The following is a 17,611-nucleotide window of genomic DNA, read 5'->3' as shown; positions in this document are numbered from 1 at the left end:
CGATCGACCCTGACTCGCAGTCGTCCGTTGTGGTCGGTGATGAGGAGGACATCATGCATCGTGCTGCCAGACGTTCGTTCGGGATGGTCACCGTCTGTTGCCTGCTGGCCGGGGCCGTCATTCCGCTGTTGCCTGTTCACGCCCAAGAGCAGGCGACCGGTCCGCAGATGAGTCAGATCAACGGAGTCGTCCAAAACCAGGATCTGCGCCGAGTGCCGCAAGCGATCGTGCAGGTGAGAGACCAGGAGGGCAATACCGTATCCAGTGCGGTGACCAATGATGCGGGGGAGTTTCAAGCGGAGATCCCCGAGGAAGGCACCTTTTCGGTCAACGCGGTACTCGATACCTATCGGAGCGAGTACGTTGTGGTGAAGATGGGGACGGCCTCTCCTCAACCGGTCGTACTCACGCTCGCGCAGACCAAGGAAATTGCGCTGGAGATCGTGTCTCCCCTGGCCCCGATTCAGTACAAGGCTTCCAGCGAGACCTATGCCGTCAGCCGGCGGGAGATCGAGGAACTGCCGCGCGGCAACAATAACGAGTTGCACGACGTACTCCTGACCATTCCCAGCGCGGCCTACGGCGCACTGAAACAGGTGCACATCCGGCAGGACCATGCCAATCTCCAATTCCGGATTGACGGCGTGCCGATCCCTGATACGGTCTCCTCGACGTTTTCCGATGTGATCACGCCGCGGGCCTGGGAGCGGGCGGACATCATCCTTGGGGGTATGGAGGCCCAGTACGGGAACAAGACGGCGGCGGTGATCGACATTACGACGAAGAGCGGCACCAAGCCGGGATTTGGGTCCCTCCAGATGTTCGGCGGTTCCAACCAGACGATCAATCCGTCGTTCGAGTATGGGGGCACGGTCGGCGAGAAGTTCCGCTATTACATTCTCAACAGCCATACAGCGACCAATCGCGGCATCGAGCCTCCCACGTTGGGCCATTCGATTTTTCATGGCCAGAGCGAGCGCAACCAAACCTTCTTTCGCGGCGACTATCAGATGGATAACAAGAACAACCTCAGCCTGGTGTTCTTGAACTCCATCGCCAAATACCAGATTCCCACCTTGCCGGGCCAGGAGGTCGATCCGAGCGGTGAGATCCTTCCCTTACTAGAGGCCAGCCGTCCAGGATTCGTGCCTGTGCCGTCGCAAGCCATCGACGAGAACCAGAAGGAAAACAATCAATACAGCCATCTGGTCTGGCGGCATGACGTCAACGCGAGCAATTTTTTCAGCCTCTCGACCTATTTCCGCCATACCAGAGCCACGTTCAAGACCGATCCGTTCAATCTGTTGGCCTACACGGCCGATCCGGAGGAGCCCTTTTCGGCGGCCGATCAGGATCGGATGGCCTATTCAGCCGGTGTACGGTTCGACCATACCTACATTCCGAATAAGCACCACTTGATCAAGGTGGGTTTTCAGATCGATCGGACGCAGGCGGTCAACAAGACCGGGATCTATGCGTTCGATCGCGATCCCGCCACCGGCGAGCCGATCGGCGATCTCCGGAACATCCGCTCCGACAACCGGCTGATCGGCTGGAGGCAGGAAGTCTGGATTCAGGACCAGTGGTCGCCGGATGATCACTGGACCTTCAATATCGGCGTCCGCGGCGATGCGGTCCAATACCTGGTCAGCGAAGGCCAGGTCAGTCCGAGGATCGGGGTCACCTATAAGGCCAATCAGGCCAATGTCTTCCATGCCTTTTACGGCCGGCAGTTCACGCCTCCAAATCTTGAGGCGATCTCCTTCGCAAGACTGGGAGTGTTGGGTACGACGGCTGAGCCGGAGAACCTGACGAACAACAACGTGCGGGCGGAGCGGGCTCATTATTTCGAAATCGGCAGTTACCATGCGTTGACCAAGTGGGCCACGTTAGAGTTAACCGGATACTATAAGTTAGCACGCTATCTCTCTGATGCAGGACAATTTGGGACGACCCCGATGCTGAACTTTTTTGCCTTCGAGCGGGGCTGGCAACGGGGGATCGACGGGGCCCTCAAGGTCAAGTTCACCGACAACCTCACCGGCCGCGGCAACGTGGCCTGGGGACAATGCAAGGGCTACGGGCTCCACTCGGGCCATTTCCTGTTGGAGCAGAAGGAGATCGACGACATCAACTCGAAGGGCGGGGTCTTCTGCGATCACACGCAGATGGTCACCAGTTCGGCGGTGCTGAGCTATCGCTTTTTGCAGCGGACGACTATCACAGGGCAAATGTTGTACGGGTCCGGCCTGCGCACCGCGGAGAACGAGGAGGCCAAGACCAATTCAACTCATGTGCCCTCCTATACAATCTACAATCTGTCCCTGACCCACACGATTCCGTTGCCCTGGGATCGCCAGAAGTTATTGTTGGGGTTCGACGTGATCAATCTGTTGGATCAGAAATATTTCATCAACCAGGGAGAAGGGAGCATCGGCTTGGGCGTGTCCCATGCCGGGATGCCGCGATCATTTTTCTTCCGCGCGCAATGGTTCTTTTAGTACAGTGCTGATGGCTGAGGGGACCGCGGAACGCTCAGTTCAGACGAGAGGCCAGAGACCAAGATTCCCTCCGGATAAAGGAGCGTAGGAGGTCATGGGAGAAAAGGATCTCACCTTGTTGGCAGCGACGATTGGGAAGCTCGTCCTTTGCTGTGTGGCGTGCGTCTGTCTGTGGCCGGTCGCCGCGGTGGCGGCGACCGGCGCCGAGGCCACGCACGAGACCGACCATGCCGAGGACATGGAAGTGCTTGAACTCCAGGAGGTGCATGTCCATGGCCTGCCGCTGAACAAGGATCAGCAGCTCGGGCCGGTCCCGAAGTTGACCCCTTGGCCGAAGATTCCACCCCAGCTCGACGGGAAAGTGATCGACGACTGGATGAAGGCGCGGTTTCTGGTCAGCAAGGATGCTACGGCCACCGTCGTGGTGCTGGAACCCTGCAAGCACCGCGAGCTGACGCAAGCGGGCCTCCAAGCCCTGAACCGGTGGACCTTCGATCCGCAAATGAAGGGTGATGAGCCGGTGGACGGGGAGATCACGGTTCGTATTCATTTCCGGACGCAGTGAACCAAATACACGTCATTCGTCATTGGTCAACCGTCAATCGCCTCCTCTCCCAGCCCTCAAGGGGGATGCCGAGGTCCGCGATGGATTGCATCCGACGTTTGACGCTTGACGCATGACGACTGACGACTGACGAATGAACTGGGACGCCGCACTGTTCTATGCGATCAACGGCCTTGCCGGCCGCTTCGAATGGCTCGATGCCGCCATGCGGTTCTTCGCGCATCCCAGCCCTGGCTATCTCGGCATTGCCGTCGCGGTGGTGTGCTGGGTCTGGTGGTCCTGGTGGGAGGCGATGTTCGCCGTGCCGACCGTCGCATCGGCCGTGGGGATCGCCGATGCGATCGGCGCACAGCTCAAGCATTGGGTCGAACGGTTGCGGCCCTGCGTGACCCTGTCTGATGTGCACCTCCTCGGCGATTGCGGACGGCTCTTCGGTTTTCCGTCCAACCATGCGATCAACACGGCCGCCATGGCGGCCTTTCTCCATGCGCTCTACCCCAGGACCGGCTGGATCAGTTGGCCGATCGTCGCGCTGGTGGGGCTGGCCCGGGTCTATACCGGCGTCCATTATCCGGGCGATGTGATGGGAGGCTGGCTGGTTGGAACGATCATGGGAGCCGGGGCTGCGTTCTTGCTACTGCGCTGGCATCGCTTCCGACCGATGGTGTCAGCCCGGACCGCGCCGGACGCATCCCACCCACATTCCAACGAACAAAAGGACGAGGCCCTGTCTGGGCCTGTCCGCTGATCGATTGGCTTACTGTGCCGCTTGCTGGATGGCCCGTAGGTGCGGGAGCAGGGCCTGGCGCCAGACTAAGGCGATCCTCCGATTGCCTTCCCCGTTGGGATGGATGCCATCCCACGTCATGCCGGCATGGTCGAAGCCGGTGAAGTGATCCACAGCTTCAACGGGAGATGCCACGGTGCGCGCGGTGGCGGCCAGGGCCGAGATGGCCCTATTGAGTTCCAAAACATCCGGCGGGCCGTCCGCCCTCATCGGAATAATCTGGGCGAGTAGGATATGGATGTGCGGGTTGACGATGCGGAGCCGGTCGATGATGGTCGTCAAATCCTGAACCACGTCCGACGGGGGTTGGCCTTGAGCCAGGTCATTGGTGCCGAGATGGATGAGCACGAGGTCGGGCCGTGCTGATCCGGCCCAGCGCTCGATGTTGGCTGCCACTTCATCGGCTCGCCATCCGGGATGGCCTTCGTGGTCCGAGTCGAACTCCTCTGGGTTGGACACCGCTCCTCCGATGCCGGTCATCGATCCAACGAAGTCCACGGCGAATCCTTCTCGCGTCAACTCCTGCCACAAGTAATAGCGATAGCTGCCGAAACCGCTGGAGGCCTCGGTAATCGAATCGCCGAGCGGCATGATGCGAATCGCGACAGATGGAGCGGACGCGACCGGCATCAGGGGCGTCGTCGCCGGGGAAGAATGTTCGTTCAGCCGCTCGATGGGACTGACCTCTGAGGCCGGCATCCCGATCTGGAAGCCGAGGAGAACGGACAAACAGACGCCGGCAGCGTGACCAGCGCGTAGGTGCATGGTGAGGCCTTCAATCCGCAGCCCGTTCGGGCGCGGGGGATTCCGCACAACCCAGCAAGGCGGTCCGGCAGGCCTCTTGGTCGTAGTTCCGGCCGATGAGGACAACCGCATGGGGAGGCTCGTCCAACAGATGAAGCGGCTCCACCTGGCTGACCCCTGGCGGCGCATATTGAAACTCCTGGAGCGACGGATCATCTGTGAACCGCAAGAACCCCTTGGCCCGTTCCAAGCCGATCGGAAGCCGGTCCATCCAATCGAGAAACTTGCGCCGGTTCACCGGACCGGGCAGCCGTACGGTCATGACTAGCGGATGATAGGCGGCGCGTGTTTTGGATTGGGTCGAGGGCGGATGGGCGTCGACTGTCACGTTCGGTGACGGTTGGTGCAATGGCGACCGTTCGCGCGTTCGAAGCAGCTCGTCCGGGTCGAGGCGGGCATGGCTGGCCTCCCAGAGCCGGGCATAGGGATTGCGGGCCACGATGGCCTTGGCCGACGCGTCCCACATCGTGCTGAGAAACAGATCGCGCTTGTTCAAGATGATGTCGTCGGCACACCGAAGCGAATGGGCGATCACCGGATCGCTGTAGGCCTGTTCCGGGTCCGCTGTCGGTTGGACCAGCGCGATGGTTTGGCGCAGGGTCACCATGCGGGAAACGAACGCGTCCGTCACCGCATCGATGACTTCCGCCGGGTTGGCCATGCCGGAACATTCGAGCACGATCAGGTCGGAACGGAAGTCGGTGATCAGTTGTCCGATGCCCCAGGCCAGATCGTCCTTCGTGTCGCAACAGACGCAACCGCCGGCGAGATTCACCACCTGGCCGGCGACGGCGCCGGCCCTCGGCCCATCGATGCTGACCTGGCCGGACTCGTTCATGACGACCCCGACGGTGCGGCCCTGCTTCTTCCAATATTCCAGCAGGCGCAGCAGCAGCGTGGTCTTGCCGGTCCCCAAGGGGCCGGCCAGCATGTAAAACGGAACGGGCGAGATCTGGTGCATGTGATCCTCGCTGGCACAGAACGCGACAGGTGATCTGTGACCTGCCGTGGCGACAGTCTACACAATCGATGGGCTTAAGTGTAACGCTGGCACGGCTCCGGCAGGAGTTGATATGCTGGCCGTCTCCGGGAGATAGCCGACCGTAGACTTGTTCAGACTCCCGGGGGAACACCGACGGAGACTTCGATGAGCGAACCGACCATCATCTGTCCCACCTGCAAGACGGAAATCAAACTCACGGAATCCCTCGCCGCCCCGCTGCTAGAATCCACCAAGCGGGAATATGAGAAACGGCTCGCCCAGAAAGATGCGGATGCGGCGAAACGAGAAGCGGCCTTGCGCGAACGGGAAGAGGCCGTTTCGAAGGCACAGCAGGCGATCGAGGAGCAGGTGGCGGAAAAGATGCGCCTCGAACGAACCAGGATCGCGGCTGAGGAAGCGAAGAAGGCCAAGCTGGCCTTGCAGACGGATCTGGACCAGAAGACGAGGGATTTGTCTGATCTTCAAGTGTTGATTCAACAGCGTGATGCCAAGTTGGCGGAAGCCCAGCATGAACAGGCGGAGCTGATCAGGAAACAGCGAGAGTTGGACGACGCTAAACGTGAGCTGGACCTGACGGTCGAAAAGCGTGTGCAAGAGGGGTTGGCGGCCACGCGCGAACAGGCCAAGCGGGAGGTAGAAGAGGGACTGAAGCTGAAGGTGTTGGAAAAGGAACAGACCATCGCCGCGATGCAGAAACAGATCGAAGAACTCAAGCGCAAGGCCGAACAGGGTTCTCAACAACTCCAGGGGGAGGTGCAGGAACTGGAGATCGAAGCCCTGCTCGGCGCCACGTTCCCGCGCGATACGATCCAGCCGGTGCCGAAGGGCGAACATGGCGGCGATGTGCTTCAGATCGTGACAGGCCCGCTCGGCCAGTCCTGCGGGACGATCCTCTGGGAGTCCAAACGGACCAAGAATTGGAGCGACGGGTGGCTGACCAAGCTGCGCGAGGATCAGCGGGCGGCCAAGGCGGAGCTGTCGGTGATCGTCAGCCAGGTCCTGCCGAAGGGAGTGGAGATCTTCGAACTCGTGGACGGCGTCTGGGTAGTCCATCCCAAGGTCGTGCTGCCGGTGGCGGTGGCGCTCCGGCAGATGCTCATCGAAGTGGCGTCGGCCCGGCAGGCCACCGAAGGCCAGCAGACCAAGATGGAAATGATCTACGAGTACCTGACCGGACCGAGGTTCCGCCATCGGGTCGAGGCGATCGTGGAGGCCTTCTCCACCATGCGGGAAGATCTGGATAAGGAGAAGAAGGCCATCACCAAACAATGGGCCAAGCGCGAAGAGCAGATCGAACGAGTGATGCAAGCCACCGTCGGCATGTACGGCGATCTGCAGGGCATCGCGGGCAAATCGCTCAAGGAGATCGAGGGGCTGGAACTGACGGCGATCGAGGGGCCGGCAAGCGAGGGAGTAGGTCCACCTGAAGACAGGCAATAAATGACGGCCCGACTTGATTCTGCTGTTAGACCTTTCCATGAGGGATAAGAAAGATTTATATTTGATCGACAAAAATAAAGTGCACTTTATATTAGTTTCATCGGAGGTGCTCTGTATGATCAGGACAAGCGGGGCTGGCGGTTTGTCTTATGCAGAAGTTCCGCTCGTAAGCTGCGTCAGACGGGCGCGAATCTCTTGCCGGGCCGCAGTTTCCTGCATCGGCTTTATCCTTTGACCTTGGTCGAACATCCTCCTCTGAATCGCCCTCCTGCTCATGCCGATTCACCGCTCCCATGGCCGGGCGCCTTCCCATCCGAGCCGCTCTTCCCGGCCTGGGATCTGGAGTCTCGCCTGGCTCACGGTGCCTTGCCGGGCATAGTGGCGAGCGACGAGCCGGATCGAATCGAGTTGCTCCGCGCCTACTCGCACATTCACCTGGAGGAAGAAATCCGGCGTGAGGCGTTGGTTCGGGACTGGGGCGCGTTCGTTCGCTTTCTACAGTTGGCCGCGCGGGAATCAGGACAGATCTTGAACTATGCCGCGATCTCGCAGGAGACGGGCATCTCTCAGCCGACGGTGAAGAGTTACTATCAGCTCCTGGAGGATATGTTCGTGGGGTTCCAGATTCGGGCCTTCGGCAAGAGCCCACGTAAGAATCTGGTGTCCACACCTAAATTCCTGTTCTTCGACCTGGGGGTTCGGCACACGGCGGCCGGATTGTCTCCTTCCCTGGACCTCGCCCGAGCCAACCCTGGCCCGCTGTTTGAGCAATGGGTGGGCATTGAACTGTGGATTCGTCTTCAGTATCTCGGCAAGGGGGGACTCTTCTACCAGCGGACGCGTGGCGGGGCCGAGGTGGATTACATTTTCGAGTACAAGGGGTGCCTCACTCCCATCGAGGTGAAATGGACGGAGCAGCCGTCGCTCTCGGACACGCGGCACCTGCTGACCTTTCTTGATGAGCATCCCCGGCAAGCAAGACAAGGCTATCTGATCTGCCGGTGTCCCCGTCCTCTGCGCCTGCATGACAAGATCATGGCTCTTCCATGGTGCTGTCTCTGAGGGTGCCCGTGCAGGCGTGGCGGCCTGCGTCATCAATCTCAGTGCGATGATCGGTGGGAAAGATCGGATGCATCATGCAGGCTGGGTCGGCATGTACGGCGATCTGCAGGGCATCGCGGGCAAATCGCTCAAGGAGATCGAGGGGCTGGAACTGACGGCCTTGAATCCGCCCACAGAGGAAGAGCAAGACCCGCTACGCTTAGGGTAATGCATGTTCGCGCAACTATTGCCTCTTGGTGCCCTGCTCTTGCCGGCGACAAGAGTCTCAATGGTCTCATTTTTCAGAACAGGCGCTTTCACCGACCTGTCGGAACTATCAGTTGCGGCAGGAGCTGTTACGTCGTATAGGTTGCAACAGAACGGGATCATGGAACCGTTCTGTTGAAGTATTAAAGAAGGATACGTCTCGCAACACGCATTCCAAAGGTTTGGGCAGGTGTGGCAAACCATTTAGGTTTGATTCCAGAGATATAACCGGGAGCGCGACTAAATTAGACACTGGGATATCGGAGTCCCGCCCCAGTGTCGTGAACAACACTCAACGCGGTGGTTTGATTTCAGGGAAGTACTCCAGTCAGTCAAACAGGAAAAATATTGAATAAGTACAGGGTGCTTGAGTAGACTTGCCCACGATGCGATTTCAGGTTACTGGGTACTGTTGCGTGGGAAGGCCCCATGCCGACTTATAGTTAGCTACTCCTTATGCCTTGGTGCGTATCATTCGAGATTTGGGGCGACGAGTTTCGACCGAGTCGAGTCCCATTCCAATTTACGGACCAGCACGATCCAGGCATCATCGCAACGAGTGGGCGTTACCGAGGGCAGCCCTTTCCTTATGGGCGAGCGAGTTATGTCGTTCCACCGTCGGTTCCCAACGCCGACAGGATCAGGCATGTTGTTCATACCTTTGAACCACTTCTTGCACACATCCGCGCGGCCGGTGCGACCGATTGGCACATCAGCATTGGCCGTTTCTACCACACCAGGAATGCTAGAAGTTCTCCCTTTCCTATAGTCTGTACCAAACCCATCGAGTACGCTAACTTATGAGATTCACAAGGTCGGGTAATACTCGAACGTCAAAGTTTAGTGCTAGAACTTTTCACCTGCATCACGCGCTGCCACGAACAGACTGAATGAGTGGAAGCCGAGCGCACGTTATTCGGAGAAAGAAATGGGGATGGCCGTCGCGAAACACTCCGCTACCTACGATTCGTGTTTTTATGCGACGCACATCACCGATGCACGTGCAGCGGCTCGGTGGCGTGGTCGGTGGTGAGGTGGTGGAGGTTGCAGTGGACCTCCGTCCCATGGCAGCACTGGGTTTCCATTTGGATCGTCAGGTGCTGGATGCCGAATTCAGAGGCCACTTTTCGGCGAATAGTATGCAAGAGTTCGTTGGTGAGGGTGGAATCGTCGCCTTCGACCATGACATGACAGGTCAGCATCACCAGGCGCGGTTCGACGGCCCAGATATGCAAATCGTGCACGTTCTTCACGCCTGGAACCTTTTCAATCGCTTCCACCACGTGCGCGGTCTTGATGCCGGGCGGCGTTGACTCCAGCAGCACCTCCATCGATTCCCGCAAGATCGGCCAGGCACCCCGCACGATCACCACGACCACCAGCAGGCTCACCATCGGATCGAGCACGGTCCAGCCCGTCAGCAAAATAGCCCCGCCGCTCGCCACGACGCCAAGCGAAACCCAGGCGTCTCCCAACATGTGCCAGAAGGCGCCCCGAATGTTCAGGTCTTCTTCCGCGCCGCGCTGCAGGAGCAGGGCGATGGTCAAGTTGGCGATGAACGAGAGGAAGGCGACCCCCATCACCCAGCCGCCTGGGACCGGCACGGGGACAAGGATGCGCTTGACGGCCAAGGCCGCGATCGCCAGCGCCGTCAGCAGCAGCACGGCCGAGCTCACGAATGCCGAGATGATGCCGGCCCGGTGATAGCCGAATGTGCGGGCTTCGGTCGCCGGTCGCGCGGCCAAGAGGTGCGCGTAGAGCGCAAGAAAGAGCGAGCCCTGGTCGATGAGGTTGTGGCCGGCATCGCTCATGAGCCCGATGCTGTTGAGCCACCAGCCGGCCCCAAACTCGGCCAGAATCACGACGGCGTTGAGGCCGAGCGAGAGATAGAGGCGTTGCCTGAGCTCCGAATATTGAGGATGTGCAATCGTCATCGCTTGTAGTGTCGCATGAGCAGCGTTGCGGAGCAAGAAACGGGAGTCTCTTGTCTCCACTGTGCCAATAGTAAGAGTCGGCATCCGGTCAAGGAGCGGCGGTCGGCACGAATTCCAAGAAGTACTGCTTGGGCAGGAACGAGTGTTCCTTGATCAGTCGGTAGCCGGCCTTGGTCATCTCCTCGATCGTCGTCTCGCGGGGGACCAGATGCCGTTTGGGGAAACCCAGGTCGCCTGAACGTTCGTCGTGGTAAAAATCCACGATCGCGATGCGGCCTCCCGGTTTCAGCGCCGATTTCAGGTTGGCGAAATAGACAACTCGGTCCTCCAGGTGGTGAAAGGTGTTGCAGACGAAGATCAGATCCACGGATTCGACCGGCAGTTTGGGGTTGTCCGGCCTGGCCAGAATGAACTCCGCGTTGAACGCGACGTGCATGTGCTCGACGCTCTGTTTGGCGTACTCCAGCATCTCCGGCTCGACATCCACCGCATAGAGTTTTCCGGTTTCCGTGACCGCTTCGACGAACCGTCTGGTGAAGTAGCCGGAGCCGGACCCAAGATCCGCGACCGCCATGCCGGGCTTGAGTCCCAGCGCCTCAACCACCTGCGCAGGCTTCTGATAGGCGTCGCGTTCGGGCCGCTCCAGGTGTTCGAGGTAGTCCTTGATGTCGCGCGGCTGGCGATGCTGATGTCCCTCTTGGGCCAGCGCGCCGGACGCCAGAAGACAGGCGGCAGCCAACAACCCTGCAAGAAAACCGCGACGCGTGAAGCAGACGCTGTTCATGGAACGCCTCCTCTGTCGGTGCCGCCATCCATGCTACAGGCGGATCACAGCGCGATAGCGGATGCGATTCGCCCGCAGTTGCCGGATGGCCTCGTTGACCTGGTTCAAGGGAAAGGGCTGGATGACCGGCAGAATCCGATGGCGCGCCGCCAGAGAAAGCGTCTCCTCGATCATGGCCCGGCCGGCCGTGGGGCTGGCCATGATCCGTCGGCGGTGCGACAGGAGCCGGTCGACGTTGATGGAGACATTCTCGGCAGGGGTGGCGGCGAAGGTCAGGGTCCCGTCCGTGGCCAACAGCCCGAGCAGCTTGTCCCAGGCGAACGAATAGGGGACGGTCACGATGATGAGATCCAGCGGCTCCGACGGCCTGGTCGTCGGGCGGCCTTCCTTCATCAGGACCACCTCCGCCGCTCCGAGCGACAAGGCATCGGCCTCCTTGCTCCCGCTGGTCGTGAACGAAGTGACGCGATTGCCCAACCTGGCGGCGAATTGAATGGCCAGATGCCCAAGCCCGCCGAGCCCGATCACGCCGATGTTCTGCCCGGAGGTCATGCCGGCATAGCGCAGCGCCGCGTAGACCGTAATCCCGCCGCAGAGCAAGGGGCCGGCCCGTTCCATATCCAACTCTCTCGGCAGAGAAAAACAGAACCGGCTGTCGATCACCAGATGGTCGGCGAACCCCCCGTAGCCGTCGGCGATCAGTGCGCCGGACTGCGAACAGAGGTTCTCGTTCCCGCGGAGACAATCCCGGCAGGCCAGACAGGCGCTCTGTTGCCAGCCGATGCCCACCCGGTCTCCCGGCTTGAACCTCGTGACCTGTGGGCCGCAGTCGGCGATCGCCCCGATCACTTCATGGCCCGGGACCAACGGATAGCGGGAACTGCGCCAGTCGTTGTCGATCATGTGCACGTCGCTGTAGCAGAGCCCGCAGCTCTCCACCTTGACGAGACAGTCGAAGGGCCCCAATGGCGAGCATTCCATGATCCAAGGGGTCAGGTCGGCGCCGCGGCTCAATGCGGCCATTGCGTGGATCTTCATCGGTTGGTCACGGCATCGGCGGAGCCCAGGCGCAAGGCCTGGACGATCTCGCTCGGTGAGTCCAACAGGCGAGCCGCGCCCATCGCCAGGACCGATGCAGCGAACGACGCCTTTTCTTCCGGTCCCTTGGGCCAAACCGCGGCCCAGAAGGTCATGCCGATCGCCCGCGCGGCCTCGGCGTCGAGCAGGGAATCTCCGATGTAAAGGGTTTCGCCGATTTCTCGTCCGAGCAGACTCACGGCCTTCAACAGACCTTCCGGGTCCGGCTTGGGGGTGGCGATGTCGCTCTCGGTCACGACCGCGTCAAACGGCACAAGTCCGGCTTGAGTCTCGGTAATGGCCCAGGCTTCCCGGCTCTTTCCGGTCACGATCCCCAAGACATAACGGTGTGTCCGCAACTCACGCAACATGTCCAGGATGCCGTCATAGGGACCATCGAAATGCGATTGGTGCAGCGAGCGGTACTGCGACAGGAACAACTCAAAGGCATCGAGCTGGGCTTCCGCACCCAGGAGGTTGCGCAGCAACCAGGTCTCGGAGCGAGGTCTGCGACCGAGCAGTTCCAGTGTTTCTGACCGGTCAAATGGTCGGCCGTAGCATTCCTCGAAGGTCCGTGTGTAGGCCTCCATATAAAGGCGCCAGGAGTCGATCAACGTGCCGTCGAGATCGAACAGGACAGAGGTAATCATGCGGGCGCGCCTTGACCTGAATGGGATTCGCTGAGAATGGCTTTCAACTCGTCGCCGGAGATGACTTCTTTGGACAGCAGCACCTGCGCGGCCTTCCGCAGCGTGGGCTCGTGCCGGCGGAGCACGGCGCGGGCCCGCTCGAATTCGGCGTCGATGATTTCCCGCACCTCGCAATCGATCTCGCGCGAGGTTTCTTCGCTGTAATCGCCCTGGGACGTTTGGCCGGTCTGAAGGAACAAGGGCTGCCGATCCCTCTCGAAACTGACCTGACCCAGCTTGTCGCTCATCCCGTAGGACTTCACCATGCTCTTCGCGATGTCGGTGGCCTTCAGCAGATCGTCCTGCGCTCCCGTGGAGACTTCCTGATAGATGAGTTCTTCGGCGGCGCGGCCTCCCAAGAGCACGGCGATCTTATTCTTGAGCTCGCTTTTCGTCATCAAAAAGCGGTCCTCGGTCGGCAGTTGCATCGTATAGCCGAGGGCGGCGATGCCGCGCGGGATGATCGAGATCTTGTGGACGCTGTCGGCGCCGGGAATCGACAGCGCCACCAGCGCATGGCCGACCTCATGGTGCGCCACCCGCTCCTTTTCCATCTTGTTCAACACGCGGTTCTTCTTTTCAAGACCGGCGATGACCCGCTCGACCGCCTCCTGCAGTTCGGCCAGCTCGACGACATCCTTGTTGCGGCGCACGGCCAGCAGGGCCGCCTCGTTGAGGATGTTGGCCAAGTCCGCCCCGACGAATCCGGGGGTCATGGCGGCGATGACCTCCAGGTCCTGCTCCGACTTGAGACGGATGTTGCGCGCGTGCACCTTCAAGATCGCGAGCCTCCCAACCTTGTCCGGCCGGTCCACCAGCACTTGTCGGTCGAAGCGGCCGGCCCGGAGCAGCGCTGGGTCCAGAATCTCCGGCCGGTTGGTGGCGGCCATCAGGATGACGCCGACCCGAGGGTCGAAGCCGTCCATCTCGACCAGCAGTTGATTCAGGGTCTGCTCTCGCTCCTCGTGCGCCATCGGGCCGATGCCGCGCGCCTTGCCGAGGGCGTCCAATTCGTCGATGAAAATAATGCAGGGGGCCCGTTTCTTGGCCTGCTCGAACAGATCCCGCACGCGGGCGGCTCCCACGCCGACGAACATCTCGACGAACTCCGAGCCGCTGATGGAAAAGAACGGCACGGCTGCCTCGCCCGCCACGGCCTTCGCGAGCAACGTCTTGCCGGTTCCCGGCGGCCCGACGAGCAGAATGCCTTTAGGGATCTTGCCGCCGAGGCGCTGGAATTTTTCCGGCGTTTTCAGGAACTCGATGACCTCCTGCAATTCCTGTTTGGCTTCGTCCACGCCGGCCACGTCGGCGAAGCTGACCTTGACCTCCCGCTCCATGTAGATCTTGGCCTTGCTCTGGCCGACAGTCATGAACGTGCCCTGGCCCTGTCCCATCCGGCGGAGAATCAGCCACCAGAGCCCGACGAACACGAGCGCGGGAATGACCCAAGAGAGCACGTCTCGCCAGAAGGTGCTCTCGATCACGCCCGTGACCGTCACATGGCGCTGCTCCAAATCCTCCAAGAGCCGCGGGTCTTCCACCCGGATGGTCTTGAAGAGATCGCCGCCGTCGCCGAGCGCTCCCTCTTTGGCCCTGCCATGGATGAGCGTCTGGGAGATGGCGACTTCAAGAATCTTGTCCTCCGCCACCGCCTTCTTGAACTCGGTGTAGGGCAGCTCCTTGGGGCCGATGAGCGGGGTCACGAAGGTTTGAATCAGCAGCATCAGCCAGATGGCGATGAAGACGTACCAGATCGAGAATTGCCGTTGTTTGGGATCCATCGGGGTTCCCTTCCTTGCTCGATGCGGAGGAGGCGGCTTACCGGCGTTGCGGGCGAAGCCGTTCCGACAGCACCGGGAACTTGGCTTCGCCCACGGCCATGTTCCCATCGGTCGCATGGACGGCCACGACCCGCAGCGTCAGGCCGTCCGGCGCGTCCTTGGGAGTGGGGACGAAGAAGGATGACTCGAAGAGTCCCTTCTCGCCGGAATAAAACATCTGGAGCCGTTCGGTCACCTGGTCGCCGACCACCACTTCCCCGTAAATGTGCACCTGGCGAGCGTCCCAGTCTCCATGGGGCCGCACCGGAGTGCCGGCGAGCGTACGGACCGATACGCGCAGCGGCTGATCCTCCTTCGCGATCAACGAGTCCCCCGCCTTGGGTTCCACGATCTGCACGATGTAGCCGTAGAGGTGCAAGACGATCCCGTCGCCCGTCATATGTTGGCCGGGAATCAGCCAGACCGTCTTGGATGCCCGTTGCGAAGCGGCCGGATAGGAGAGCGGGCCCTGCGCCGTGATCTCGACCTGCGTGGGGTGGGTCAGGTACAGGGTTGTCGAGTAGGAGGCGGAGGGGCTGGTGCTATAGAGCGGCTCGCGCATGTAGTGCGGCGTGTGCATGATCTGGTTTTGATCCCCTGCCTCGCCCTGTTGCAGTCCGGACGCGAGAATCCGACCGGTGGCAAGGTCGGTGATGGTGACTCGCGCGCCCCCGACCTCCCGTCCGAGCACGAGCGATCCGTGCCCGACCACCCGGACGGTCACATTCGTGGCGAGCGCTTCGTTCAGGGGCTGATCGGTGGGGGGAGTCCCTTGGGAGAACGCCTGCGGGGGATGAACAAGCCAGAGAACGAGCGCGCTCCAGAACCAGACGATCCAATAGCGGCCGGCGTTCATTTGACCTTCGTGCCGGGGTCCACGTCTTCGGCGATCCCGACGAGTCCCTTCACCTCCGCATCGCCCGCCGCCAAGACCATGCCCTGTGACTCGATGCCCATGAGCTTGGCCGGCTTGAGGTTGGCGACGATCACGATCGTGCGGCCGACCAGTTGTTCCGGCTCGTACTTCTTGCCGATGCCCGCGACGATCTGCCGCTGCTCCGCGCCGAGATCCACCTGGAGCTTGATGAGCTTCTCGGAGCGTGGCACCCGCTCGGCCGTGAGCACCTTGGCGGTCTTGAGCTGAATCTTCTGGAATTCCTCGATGGTGATCTGGGCCGGCGCTGCGGGAGCCACGGGCGCTGCAACCGGTGTCGCGGCGGGCGTCGTCGGTTGGGTCGTGGCGGCTGCTGGTGTCGATGAGTCGGTCACGGGCTTGGCTCCTGTGAGTTTGTTCGGTTCGATGCGCGGGAACAGAGGGTTGCCTTTGTTCACTTTTGTGTTGGCAGGGAAACGATTCCAGAATAGCTCGGTGACCGGAGTCTTCTTAAACTTGTCCTCGAAGCTAATACTGAGTCCGAGTTGGCGCGCCATTTCCTCCGCTGTCTGTGGCATGAAAGGATAGATATGAATGCAGAGAAGCCGAAGCGTATCAGCTGCTCGGTAGAGTACTCGATTGAGTTGGACCTTCTTGTTTTGATCCTTAGCGAGAACCCAAGGAGCAGTCTTTTCTATATATTGATCGCAGGCTTGCACAATTTTCCATATGAGTTCGAGAACGCGGTTGAACTCCAGAGAAGAGAAATGGTTATCCGAATAAGCATGTGCGTCGTGGCCTGCTAAGTTGAGGTCTTCGGTGAATTGGTCATCTGGGAAACGGCATTCTGGGACTTGTCCTTCGGAAAAGCGCTCAATAAGAGTCAATGTACGGCTTAGGAGATTGCCGAGGCCGTTCGCCAAATCGCTATTGATGCGCCCAACCATGGCCGCTTCAGAGAAATCGCCATCCTGCCCGAATGGCACCTCGCGAAGCAGGAAATAGCGGAAGGCATCCGTGCCGAACCGTTCGATCATGACATTCGGGTCGACGACGTTGCCGCGGCTCTTCGACATTTTTTCGCCGTCCACGGTCCACCAACCGTGCGCGAAAATGGTCTTGGGCAGGTCGAGGCCGAGCGCCATGAGGATCGTGGACCAATAGACCGCATGGGTTGTGAGGATGTCCTTGCCGACCAGGTGTACATCGGCCGGCCAGAAGTGGTTGCCGGCCGGTTTCTCCTCCGGGAGATACTCCAGCGCCGAAACATAATTCACCAACGCGTCGAACCAGACATAGGTGACATAGTCGGGGTCAAAGGGCAGCTCGATGCCCCAGGAGAGCCGTGACTTGGGGCGCGAGATGGAGAGGTCGCCGAGCTTCTGGGATTCGAGGAAACCGAGCACTTCATTGCGTCGGGATGTTGGAAGAATGAAGTCAGGATGTTGCTTGATGTGCGTGATGAGTCGATCCTGATACTGGCCCATCTTGAAGAAATAATTGCGTTCGCTCAGTTGTTCAACGGGCCGCTTGCAGTCCGGGCAGAGTCCGTCCACCACGTCCTTCTCCGTCCAGAACCGCTCGTCGAAGGTGCAGTACCAACCGGTGTATTGATCGCTGTAAATCAATTTCCTCTCGAACAATTCGCGGAGATATCGTTGAACGATCTCTTGGTGCTGTTTGTCGGTTGTGCGGATGAAGGCGTCGTTCGAAATGTTGAGGCGCTGCCAGAGTCGCTCGAATTGCGGCGCGAGCTTGTCGCAGTAGGCCTGCGGATCGATCCCGGCCTTGGCGGCAGCCTGCTGGACCTTTTGCCCATGTTCATCGACGCCGGTGAGGAAAAAGACCTGTCTGCCACGCAACCGGTGATACCGCGCCAGCACGTCGGCGGCAATGGTCGTGTAGGCGTGCCCGATGTGCGGCACATCGTTCACGTAATAGATCGGCGTCGTGATGTAAAACGGGCGGTCCATGTGATGGATGGCCCAAGATAGCAGGACCGTCCTCGCGAAAGCTAGCACG

At 60.4% G+C, this 17,611-nt stretch carries 15 protein-coding genes; 6 read left to right on the top strand and 9 right to left on the bottom strand.

Annotated elements, in window-relative coordinates; translation table 11 throughout:
* The first annotated feature begins 53 nt into the window (after nucleotides 1-53).
* The 3 genes from QWI75_RS14755 (at nucleotide 54) to QWI75_RS14745 (ending at nucleotide 3,814) form a co-directional block, all read left to right on the top strand.
* Nucleotides 54-2,501 (top strand): TonB-dependent receptor, encoded by a 2,448-nt coding sequence (locus QWI75_RS14755; RefSeq protein ID WP_289269346.1) that lies wholly within the window; start codon nucleotides 54-56, stop codon nucleotides 2,499-2,501.
* A 94-nt stretch (nucleotides 2,502-2,595) separates the two neighbouring features.
* Complete coding sequence (locus QWI75_RS14750) at nucleotides 2,596-3,066, top strand: energy transducer TonB (protein WP_289269345.1); 471 nt, start codon at nucleotides 2,596-2,598, stop codon at nucleotides 3,064-3,066.
* 133 nt (nucleotides 3,067-3,199) lie between these two features.
* On the top strand, nucleotides 3,200-3,814 hold the full coding sequence (locus QWI75_RS14745; protein ID WP_289269344.1) for a phosphatase PAP2 family protein: 615 nt from the start codon (nucleotides 3,200-3,202) through the stop codon (nucleotides 3,812-3,814).
* Between the two features lie 9 nt (nucleotides 3,815-3,823).
* Here the strand turns inward: QWI75_RS14745 and QWI75_RS14740 are convergent, their stop codons facing one another.
* Nucleotides 3,824-4,618, bottom strand: coding sequence for an SGNH/GDSL hydrolase family protein (locus QWI75_RS14740; RefSeq protein WP_289269343.1), 795 nt, complete (start codon nucleotides 4,616-4,618; stop codon nucleotides 3,824-3,826).
* A gap of 10 nt (nucleotides 4,619-4,628) precedes the next feature.
* Nucleotides 4,629-5,618 carry a CobW family GTP-binding protein gene (locus QWI75_RS14735; RefSeq protein WP_289269342.1) on the bottom strand — a complete coding sequence of 330 codons (990 nt, stop codon included), beginning with the start codon at nucleotides 5,616-5,618 and terminating at the stop codon, nucleotides 4,629-4,631.
* Nucleotides 5,619-5,804: 186 nt separating this feature from the next.
* Between QWI75_RS14735 and QWI75_RS14730 the strand changes: the two genes are divergently transcribed.
* The 3 genes from QWI75_RS14730 (at nucleotide 5,805) to QWI75_RS14720 (ending at nucleotide 8,370) form a co-directional block, all read left to right on the top strand.
* On the top strand, nucleotides 5,805-7,100 hold the full coding sequence (locus QWI75_RS14730) for a DUF2130 domain-containing protein (protein ID WP_289269341.1): 1,296 nt from the start codon (nucleotides 5,805-5,807) through the stop codon (nucleotides 7,098-7,100).
* A gap of 195 nt (nucleotides 7,101-7,295) precedes the next feature.
* Complete coding sequence (locus QWI75_RS14725; protein WP_502890221.1) at nucleotides 7,296-8,162, top strand: ATP-binding protein; 867 nt, start codon at nucleotides 7,296-7,298, stop codon at nucleotides 8,160-8,162.
* A gap of 16 nt (nucleotides 8,163-8,178) precedes the next feature.
* Entirely contained in the window at nucleotides 8,179-8,370 is a 192-nt protein-coding gene (locus QWI75_RS14720) for a hypothetical protein (RefSeq protein WP_289269339.1), read from the top strand.
* A gap of 1,027 nt (nucleotides 8,371-9,397) precedes the next feature.
* Here QWI75_RS14720 and QWI75_RS14715 read toward each other — a convergent pair.
* The 7 genes from QWI75_RS14715 to metG form a co-directional block, all read right to left on the bottom strand.
* Nucleotides 9,398-10,342 carry a cation diffusion facilitator family transporter gene (locus QWI75_RS14715; RefSeq protein ID WP_289269338.1) on the bottom strand — a complete coding sequence of 315 codons (945 nt, stop codon included), beginning with the start codon at nucleotides 10,340-10,342 and terminating at the stop codon, nucleotides 9,398-9,400.
* Between the two features lie 88 nt (nucleotides 10,343-10,430).
* Entirely contained in the window at nucleotides 10,431-11,126 is a 696-nt protein-coding gene (locus QWI75_RS14710; protein WP_289269337.1) for a class I SAM-dependent methyltransferase, read from the bottom strand.
* Nucleotides 11,127-11,159: 33 nt separating this feature from the next.
* A complete protein-coding gene (locus QWI75_RS14705) occupies nucleotides 11,160-12,164 on the bottom strand; it encodes an NAD(P)-dependent alcohol dehydrogenase (protein ID WP_289269336.1) in 1,005 nt (334 codons plus the stop codon).
* A complete protein-coding gene (locus QWI75_RS14700; protein WP_289269335.1) occupies nucleotides 12,161-12,853 on the bottom strand; it encodes an HAD family hydrolase in 693 nt (230 codons plus the stop codon). Before QWI75_RS14700 ends, QWI75_RS14705 begins: the two co-directional genes overlap by 4 nt.
* Nucleotides 12,850-14,676 (bottom strand): ATP-dependent zinc metalloprotease FtsH, encoded by a 1,827-nt coding sequence (gene ftsH, locus QWI75_RS14695; protein WP_289269334.1) that lies wholly within the window; start codon nucleotides 14,674-14,676, stop codon nucleotides 12,850-12,852. Before ftsH ends, QWI75_RS14700 begins: the two co-directional genes overlap by 4 nt.
* A gap of 37 nt (nucleotides 14,677-14,713) precedes the next feature.
* Nucleotides 14,714-15,571 carry a hypothetical protein gene (locus QWI75_RS14690; RefSeq protein ID WP_289269333.1) on the bottom strand — a complete coding sequence of 286 codons (858 nt, stop codon included), beginning with the start codon at nucleotides 15,569-15,571 and terminating at the stop codon, nucleotides 14,714-14,716.
* Entirely contained in the window at nucleotides 15,568-17,562 is a 1,995-nt protein-coding gene (gene metG, locus QWI75_RS14685; RefSeq protein WP_289269332.1) for a methionine--tRNA ligase, read from the bottom strand. Before metG ends, QWI75_RS14690 begins: the two co-directional genes overlap by 4 nt.
* Nucleotides 17,563-17,611 lie beyond the last annotated feature (49 nt).

Source organism: Nitrospira tepida, assembly GCF_947241125.1.
Classification (GTDB): Bacteria; Nitrospirota; Nitrospiria; order Nitrospirales; family Nitrospiraceae; genus Nitrospira_G; species Nitrospira_G tepida.
The sequence above is the reverse complement of the archived record's forward strand: the minus strand, read 5'-3'. Positions and strand labels throughout refer to the sequence as shown.

Coding starts and splice junctions, on each gene's coding strand:
- QWI75_RS14755 (WP_289269346.1), top strand. CDS start 54: ATGCATCGTGCTGCCAGACGTTCGTTCGGGATGGTCACCGTCTGTTGC.
- QWI75_RS14750 (WP_289269345.1), top strand. CDS start 2,596: ATGGGAGAAAAGGATCTCACCTTGTTGGCAGCGACGATTGGGAAGCTC.
- QWI75_RS14745 (WP_289269344.1), top strand. CDS start 3,200: ATGAACTGGGACGCCGCACTGTTCTATGCGATCAACGGCCTTGCCGGC.
- QWI75_RS14740 (WP_289269343.1), bottom strand. CDS start 4,618: ATGCACCTACGCGCTGGTCACGCTGCCGGCGTCTGTTTGTCCGTTCTC.
- QWI75_RS14735 (WP_289269342.1), bottom strand. CDS start 5,618: ATGCACCAGATCTCGCCCGTTCCGTTTTACATGCTGGCCGGCCCCTTG.
- QWI75_RS14730 (WP_289269341.1), top strand. CDS start 5,805: ATGAGCGAACCGACCATCATCTGTCCCACCTGCAAGACGGAAATCAAA.
- QWI75_RS14715 (WP_289269338.1), bottom strand. CDS start 10,342: ATGACGATTGCACATCCTCAATATTCGGAGCTCAGGCAACGCCTCTAT.
- QWI75_RS14710 (WP_289269337.1), bottom strand. CDS start 11,126: ATGAACAGCGTCTGCTTCACGCGTCGCGGTTTTCTTGCAGGGTTGTTG.
- QWI75_RS14705 (WP_289269336.1), bottom strand. CDS start 12,164: ATGAAGATCCACGCAATGGCCGCATTGAGCCGCGGCGCCGACCTGACC.
- QWI75_RS14700 (WP_289269335.1), bottom strand. CDS start 12,853: ATGATTACCTCTGTCCTGTTCGATCTCGACGGCACGTTGATCGACTCC.
- ftsH (WP_289269334.1), bottom strand. CDS start 14,676: ATGGATCCCAAACAACGGCAATTCTCGATCTGGTACGTCTTCATCGCC.
- QWI75_RS14690 (WP_289269333.1), bottom strand. CDS start 15,571: ATGAACGCCGGCCGCTATTGGATCGTCTGGTTCTGGAGCGCGCTCGTT.
- metG (WP_289269332.1), bottom strand. CDS start 17,562: ATGGACCGCCCGTTTTACATCACGACGCCGATCTATTACGTGAACGAT.